Origin of the sequence: Micromonospora thermarum (genome assembly GCF_012034245.1) — a bacterium.
Taxonomy (GTDB): Bacteria; Actinomycetota; Actinomycetes; order Mycobacteriales; family Micromonosporaceae; genus Micromonospora; species Micromonospora thermarum.
Genome location: NZ_JAATEO010000068.1, coordinates 1 through 7032 on the forward strand (window position 1 = coordinate 1; position 7032 = coordinate 7032).

Consider the following 7032-nt stretch of genomic DNA (forward strand, 5'->3'; position numbering starts at 1 on the left):
TCACGGCGGGCCCCACCCCACCACCGCAACCAACGACCAAAGCCGGAACGCACCGACGAACCCCAAGCCCGGCCCACGGACGAACCCCGAGCCCGGCCCACGAACGAACCCCGAGCCCGACCCGGCCAGGACGTGGTCGCCGTCACCACGGCGGGTGGAAGAGCCGGGCGGGGTAGCGTGTTGAGTCGGGTGTCGGTGTGTCCAGTGTCCCCGGGCCTCACCTAAATTGCCGTCGCGGAATGCCGTCCGGCTGGAGCCGCCACGCGCCACTCGCCGAGAGGCGACCTACACACCGACACCCCAGCGCCGCCCCCGAGCCCACCGGGCCCGGGGGCGGCGCTGTTCGCGTACCCCGACGAAGCCCCGCAGCGGCGAGCCGGGCTGTCCGCGTACCCCTGGGAGAGCTCAGCCCCGGCGGCCGCGGATGATGTCGACGAGGGCCGCGACCAGCGCGAGCGCGATGGTGCCGCTGGCGATCAGCAGCGAGTGGCGGAAGGCGACCGACCAGTCGCCGGCGCTCGCCGCGAGGGCGGAGAAGAAGGCGGAGCCGACGGCGGCGATGCCGGCGGCGGAGCCGATGCGTTGCCCGGTCTGGAGCATGCCCGCGCCGCGGCCCGCCTGACGCACCGGGACCTGGGAGAGGGTGAGGGTCTGGTTGGGCGCGATCACCAGGCCGCTGCCCAGGCCAGCCAGCAGCAGGGGCGCGGCGGTCCACCAGGGTACGGGCACGCCGGCGGGTACCCGGTCCAGCGCCAGGACGACGGTGAGCAGGCCGGCGACGACGGCGAGCAGCCCGACCGCGACGAGGGGACGGCCGTACCGGTTGACGATCCGGCCGCCGATGGCGGAGGCGGCTGCCGAGCCCAGGGCGAACGGGGTGATGGCCAGGCCGGCGACGAGCGCGCTGTAGCCGAGGCCGTTCTGGACGTACAGGGTGAAGACGAAGAAGATGGCGGTGAAGCCGCCGAAGTAGACCAGCGCGATCAGCGCGCCCAGCCCGTACGACCGGACGCCGAACAGGCGCAGGTCGAACAGCGGCTCGCGGCGCCGGGCGTACCACCGTTCCCATCCGGCGAAGGCGGCCAACGCGAGCAGCCCGGCCGGTACGAGCAGCCACTTCGCCGGGTTCCGCCATTGTTGCTGCACCAGGGGCAGCAGGATGAGCAGCACGCCGAGCCCGAGCAGCACCACCCCGACCGGGTCCAGCCGGCGGTGGTCGGCGCGGCCCCGCGGACGGTGGGGCAGCAGCCGCCAGCCGAGGACGACGGCGAGGACGCCGACGGGCACGTTGACGAAGAAGACCCACCGCCAGCCGTGTTCGATGCCGCCGACGTGGATGAGCAGGCCGCCGAGGAGGGGGCCGACGGCGGTGGAGATGCCGATGGTCGCGCCGAGCAGCCCGAACGGCCGGGCCCGTTCGGGGCCCTGGAACAGTTCCTGGATCAGCCCGGTGACCTGCGGGTTGACCACACCGGCGGCGGCGCCCTGGAGCAGGCGGGCGGCGACCAGCCAGGCGGGGGAGGGTGCCAGGCCGGCGGCGGCGCTGGTGACGGTGAACAGGGCGATGCCGACGACGAAGGCGGTACGCCGGCCGTGCGCGTCGCCGAACCGCCCGGCGGGCACGAGCACCAGCCCGAACGTCAGGGCGTACCCGGACAGCACCCACTGGAGGTCGCTCGGGGACGCTCCGAGCGCGCGGTCCATCGACGGGACGGCGACGTTGACGATGCTGACGTCGAGCAGCGTCATGAAGGCGGCGACGAGACCGACTCCGAGGGCTGGCCAGCGCCGCCGGTGCTCGGGTGCCGGGTCGCCGGCGGGATGTGTCGTCGGGCCCGGGGACGGACGGTCACGCATGCCCTGACCGCTACCCCGAGCCCGGTTCGTGAAGCGTCACGCCAGCTGCTGCGCGCAGAACCGCGGGCCGAAGTCCAGGCCGGCCATGGGCGAGTCCTCGCGGTGCAACAGGTTCTTCTGGGTGAGCTGGTGCAGGGGTGCGTGGAGCTGCTCCTCGGTCAGCCCGGACTCCTCGGCGATGAGGTCCGGGTAGGGAACCTGGCCTCGCGCCTCCAGGGCCGCGACCGCGTCGTACACCCGTTCCTCGACCTCCGACAGTTGCACCTGCTGCATGTCGTCCTCCTTCGGTACCCGCCCACGGTGCAGGCGGCCTGCGCCGCGGTTACCCGGCGGGTGACCGAAGATGCCCACCCGATCGGGCGGTGTCGGCACCGCGCCGGCCCGTGTGACAGGCCCTAGGCTGCAGCGGTGACCTCCTGGGATCTCGCGGTGGTGGGCGGGGGCCCCGCCGGCCTGTCCGCCGCGTACGTGGCCGCCCGCGCGGGTGTCCGCACGCTGGTGGTGGAGCGTGCCGCGCATCCGCGGTACAAGACCTGCGGCGGCGGCCTGATCGGCACATCGCTGGCCGCGTTGGGCGACCGGGTCGAGGTGCCGGCGCATGACCGGGTGGACCGGGTGACGTTCACCCGGGACGGGCGAGGCCGGTTCACCCGCCGTCACGCCGAGGGGCCGCTGGTGACGATGGTGCGCCGGGAGGAGTTCGACGACCGCCTGCGGGGGGCCGCGGTCGCCGCCGGGGCGGAGCTGCGCCAGCGGGTCGCGGTCCGCGCCGTCGAGGAGGTTCCCGAGGGGGTACGCCTGCGGCTGGCCGACGGGGACGCGGTGACCGCCCGTACGGTGATCGGCGCCGACGGGTCCTCCGGGGTGGCCGCCCGGCACGTGGGTGTCCGCCACCGTCAGGTCGACCTGGGGCTGGAGCTGGAGCTGCCGGTGCCGCCGGCGGAGCAGGCGCGCTGGCGGGGTCGCGTGCTGCTGGACTGGGGGCCGCTGCCCGGCTCGTACGCGTGGGTGTTCCCGAAGGGTGACCTGCTCACGGTGGGGGTGATCGCGGCGCGGGGGGCGGGGGAGCGGACCCGGGCGTACCTGCGGTCGTTCGTGGAGCGGCTGGGTCTGTCGGGCGTGGAGCCGGCGCACGATTCCGGCCATCTCACCCGCTGCCGCAGTGAGGATTCGCCGTTGCGCCGGGGACGGGTGCTCGTGGCGGGTGACGCGGCCGGCCTGCTGGAGCCGTGGAGCCGGGAGGGCATCAGCTACGCGCTGCGCTCCGGCGCCCTGGCCGGCGCGGCGGTGGCCGCCGACGACCTTCCCGGGTACGAGCGGGCGGTCGCCGAGTTGTTGGTGCCGTCGATGCGCGCCGGGCACCGCCTCCTCGACGCGTTCACCCGCCGGCCCCAGGTGTTCCACGCGCTGCTCGCGACACCGCCGGGCTGGCGCATGTTCGTGCGGTTCTGTCAGGGGCGGGCGAGCTTCGACGAGACGCTGGCCCGGACGCCGGTGCGGGCCGCGCTGGCGCTGCTGGACCGCCTTCCCGCCCGCTCCTTTCCCATAGGATCCTAGGACGCCTTACGCGATGTGACCGGCCCGGCGAGGCGTGGAAAGACCGGCTGGCCCGGAGGCGGCGAGCGGCCGGAGAATGAATGCCGACGAGGGAGGCGCCCATGAGCGAGCCGGCGTTCACCGACGACGAGTACGCCTTTCTGCGGCACGTCCGTTTCGGCGAGCTGCCCCCGGCGGTTCGCCCGGAGGAGCGCGTCGAGCTGACCGAGACCGAGCCCCGGCGGGACCGCCCGGACCCGGACGACCAACGTGCCTGGGACCTGCGGCACGGCGCCTGAGACGGCGACGGGCCGCAGGCGTACGCACGCCCACGGCACGTCGTGACCCGACAGGTCAGAAGACCGGATCGCCCTCGCGCACCAGCTTCCAGTTGGGCCGGAAGAAATCGGCCGGGTCGATGACGCCCCGCGACTGTGCCCAGTCGATGAGCGGTGCCGGCCATGGCCGCCGCGACCACCTCGGTCTGGACGTGGTTGATGAAGTCCAGGATCGGGGTGTCCTTGTAGCGGGACTCGGCGGCGGACAGCTCCACGGTGGAGCGGGCGACGACCTGGTTGACGTACGCGACGGTCTTCGCGTGCTGGCCGCGGACGGCCGCGAGCACCGCCGGGTCCTCGACCACGGTGTTGGTGTTCAGCATGGTGGCGCGCTTGCTGACGACCCGCCACCGGCCGCGCTCCTTGCGCAGCGTGAACCAGGGTGGCGAGGTTCGCGACGCCGATGTCGTTGTGCCGGCTGTCGTCGTACTCGGCGTCCCGGTAGTAGTCCCAGTTGCAGACGTTGCCGTGGGTGTCCGACGTGCCCAGGACGGTGGGGTCCCAGGTCTTCGGTCCCGCCGCCTCGGCGGCCCGGGCATCCACCTCGCCGGCGTGTGTCGTTTCCGCCGGCCCGGCCGGGGTAGGGCGGTCAGGGACCCGATCCGACCGGTGCGCGAAGGAGACGTCGGTGAGCGAGGACCAGCACACGCCGCAGGACCCGACCAGCCAGTACGGCCAGCAGGAGGGGCAGCCGAAGCAGCAGCAGACGCCGCCCGGCAGGACGGGGGAGATGACCCCGAAGCCCGACCACGGCGAGGAGTCGTACCGGGGCAGCGGCAAGCTCACCGGCAAGCGTGCCGTCATCACCGGTGGCGACTCGGGCATCGGTCGGGCCATCGCCATCGCGTACGCCCGGGAGGGTGCCGACGTGCTCATCTCCTACCTCGGCGAGGAGGAGGACGCCGACGCCCGGGAGACCGTGCGGCTGGTCGAGGAGGCCGGCCGCACCGGCGTGGCGGTGCGCGGGGACATCAGCGACGAGCGGGTCTGCCAGGACCTGATCGACCGCGCGGTGCGCGACCTCGGCGGCATCGACATCCTGGTGAACAACGCCGCCTACCAGATGGCGCAGGAGAAGGGCATCGCCGGGATCAGCACCGAGCAGTTCGACCGGGTCCTGAAGACCAACCTGTACGCGATGTTCTGGCTCTGCAAGGCCGCGATCCCGCACCTGGCGGAGGGCTCGGCGATCATCAACACCTCGTCGATCCAGGCCTTCGACCCGTCGCCGCAACTGCTCGACTACGCCACCACCAAGGCCGGCATCGTCAACTTCACCAAGGCGCTCGCCCAGGACCTCGCCGACCGGGGGATCCGGGTCAACGCGGTGGCGCCCGGTCCGATCTGGACCCCCCTCATCCCGGCCACCATGCCGCAGGAGAAGGTGCAGAAGTTCGGCCAGGACACGCCGGAGGGCCGCCCCGGCCAGCCCGCGGAGCTGGCGCCCGCGTACGTCTTCTTCGCCTCGCAGGAGTCCAGCTACGTGACGGGCGAGGTCCTCGGGGTCACCGGGGGCCGCCCGACCAAGTGACGCGCCGACGGCCTTCCGCCAGGTGGGCCCGGGCCGACGGGCGGGAGACCGGTCAGCGGGGCCAGGTGGTGAAGCGGCGGCGGACGTGGGCGACGCCGCCGACACCCAGGCCGTAGCGGGCGAAGCGCGCGTCCGGCAGCCGGTCCAGGTAGCGGCCGGCGGCGCGGACGTCCTCCGGGTCCAGGGCGGGGTCGAGCTGCCGGGCGAGCGCCAGCAGCTCGGCCACGTCGTGCCGGTCGAGGGCGGCCGCCACGTCGATGTAGTCGCGGACCTCGCGCCGGTTCACCAGGGCGGCGGTCTTGCTGGCCATCAGGTCCCGGACGTCCATCACCGGGCCGAGGTCCATCACGACCGGGCTGCGATGGCGGTCCAGCCGGGCCAGACTGAGCCGCAACTGCCGGCCGTCCCGGCTGACCAGGAAGTCCCGCAGGTCCCGGTCGAAACCGTCGAACAGCCCGGCCAGCTCACTGTCCGGATCGGCGTCCTCCACGGTGAAGCCGGCGCGCTCCAGCGCCACCCGGACGTCGCCGGCCGCCGCCGCGGCGGCCCCCTCGACGTCGGCGAACAGGTCCACGTCCTCGGTCGGGCGGGTCACCAGCCCGTGCGCCGCCCACGCCACGCCACCGCCCAGCACGAACCGGTGTGGCCCGGCCGCCGACAGAGCCAGCCGGGCCACCTCGCGGTAGAACCCGTGCAGGTGCGCGGTGGTCACGCCGTACGCAGACCCGGATGACGGCTCTCCCACGCCTGGCGTACGCCCCGTGGCAGGTTGAGCAGCCGCCACACCCGCCGCAGCGTCCGGCCGTTGATCAGGTCGCGGAGATCGTCGGTGCGGGTCGTCTCGCGCAGCACGTTCTCGTACATCCACAGCAACTGGTCCGGGTCGCCCAGGTCGAAGCGGCGGTCCGGGCACCACATCAGCCGTACCGGCAGCTCGACCACGCCCCGTGTCGGACCGGTCAGCTCGGCGAGCGTGCGGGCCACCACGGCGGGCCGGCCGGGTTGCGCCAGGTGCGGCACGCCGGCGGCGGTGGGGGAGAGGCCCTGCATGCTGTCAGCGTAACGCCAGAGTGGCTGGCGGGGTGTTGCCGGCTTTCGTCGGGCCTGCCTTACTGCGGCTCTGCGGTGCGCGATTGGCGTGGTTGCGGCGGGTGTGGTCGCTTGGTGTTGGTGGGTGGTTGCGGTTGGGGGTGTGGCCCGCCGTGCCCGGCTTCGGGCGGTCAGGCTTGATCCCTGCGCCGGTCACGGCGGGCCACACCCCTGACCTGCTCCCGGTCCGCCCGGCCCCGCCGGCTCAGACCGGAAGCGCGGCGAGACCTTGGATGGAAAGGGGCCGAAATCCTTCCATGACCGGTGTGTCACCTGCGCCGTCAGGGGCCGCATGTCCGGTTTCGGTGTCGTGTGCTGGGCTGCTTGTCCGGTTTGGGGGTGTGATCGGCGGCATCCTGGGGGTGGAATCGTGGTGGGGGCGGGGTCGTTACATCACCTGGACGATCGAGCAAGAGGCCCCGCCCAGCGGGGTGTGCGGCCCCGGAATGATGGCGGCCGGCCGGTCGTTACATCTGGACCCGGCACCACGAGGGCCACCCGGCCCGGGTTACCGGTCCTTCCGATCACCACCTCGCTCACCCCCTGGGCGTGACGTTGGTGGTCTTCCCTCAAGTCTTTGAGCGCCGGACGGTGCTTGCGCCCCCAACCCCGATCCCCCTCGGGTGGTGGCGTCTTTCCCCCGAATGGAGCTTGTCATGAACTCGAAGCTGCTGCGGAAGA

The 7032-nt window shown here is 73.3% G+C and carries 7 protein-coding genes; 3 read left to right on the forward strand and 4 right to left on the reverse strand.

Annotation, left to right across the window (positions count from 1 at the left end; all coding sequences use genetic code 11):
- Positions 1–405: 405 nt before the first annotated feature.
- Positions 406–1857: an MFS transporter gene (locus HCJ94_RS29010; protein WP_168004187.1), complete on the reverse strand. Its 1452-nt coding sequence runs from the start codon at positions 1855–1857 to the stop codon at positions 406–408.
- A gap of 36 nt (positions 1858–1893) precedes the next feature.
- A complete protein-coding gene (locus HCJ94_RS29015; protein WP_168004188.1) occupies positions 1894–2130 on the reverse strand; it encodes a hypothetical protein in 237 nt (78 codons plus the stop codon).
- Between the two features lie 135 nt (positions 2131–2265).
- On the opposite strand from HCJ94_RS29015, the gene HCJ94_RS29020 reads away from it, so the two are divergent.
- From HCJ94_RS29020 to HCJ94_RS29035, 3 genes are all read left to right on the forward strand, one after another.
- Complete coding sequence (locus HCJ94_RS29020) at positions 2266–3414, forward strand: geranylgeranyl reductase family protein (protein WP_168004189.1); 1149 nt, start codon at positions 2266–2268, stop codon at positions 3412–3414.
- Positions 3415–3515: 101 nt separating this feature from the next.
- Entirely contained in the window at positions 3516–3692 is a 177-nt protein-coding gene (locus tag HCJ94_RS29025; protein ID WP_205802090.1) for a hypothetical protein, read from the forward strand.
- A gap of 667 nt (positions 3693–4359) precedes the next feature.
- Complete coding sequence (locus tag HCJ94_RS29035; RefSeq protein ID WP_168004191.1) at positions 4360–5262, forward strand: SDR family oxidoreductase; 903 nt, start codon at positions 4360–4362, stop codon at positions 5260–5262.
- A 52-nt stretch (positions 5263–5314) separates the two neighbouring features.
- Here HCJ94_RS29035 and HCJ94_RS29040 read toward each other — a convergent pair whose 3' ends face one another.
- A complete protein-coding gene (locus tag HCJ94_RS29040) occupies positions 5315–5974 on the reverse strand; it encodes a nucleotidyl transferase AbiEii/AbiGii toxin family protein (protein WP_309227479.1) in 660 nt (219 codons plus the stop codon).
- Positions 5971–6312, reverse strand: coding sequence for a hypothetical protein (locus HCJ94_RS29045; RefSeq protein ID WP_168004193.1), 342 nt, complete (start codon positions 6310–6312; stop codon positions 5971–5973). The genes HCJ94_RS29040 and HCJ94_RS29045 overlap by 4 nt, the downstream gene beginning before the upstream one ends.
- Positions 6313–7032: the final 720 nt, after the last annotated feature.

What these genes read in the sequence shown, in the direction of transcription:
- HCJ94_RS29010 (WP_168004187.1), bottom strand. Translation starts at nt 1,857, where the DNA reads ATGCGTGACCGTCCGTCCCCGGGCCCGACGACACATCCCGCCGGCGAC.
- HCJ94_RS29015 (WP_168004188.1), bottom strand. Translation starts at nt 2,130, where the DNA reads ATGCAGCAGGTGCAACTGTCGGAGGTCGAGGAACGGGTGTACGACGCG.
- HCJ94_RS29025 (WP_205802090.1), top strand. Translation starts at nt 3,516, where the DNA reads ATGAGCGAGCCGGCGTTCACCGACGACGAGTACGCCTTTCTGCGGCAC.
- HCJ94_RS29045 (WP_168004193.1), bottom strand. Translation starts at nt 6,312, where the DNA reads ATGCAGGGCCTCTCCCCCACCGCCGCCGGCGTGCCGCACCTGGCGCAA.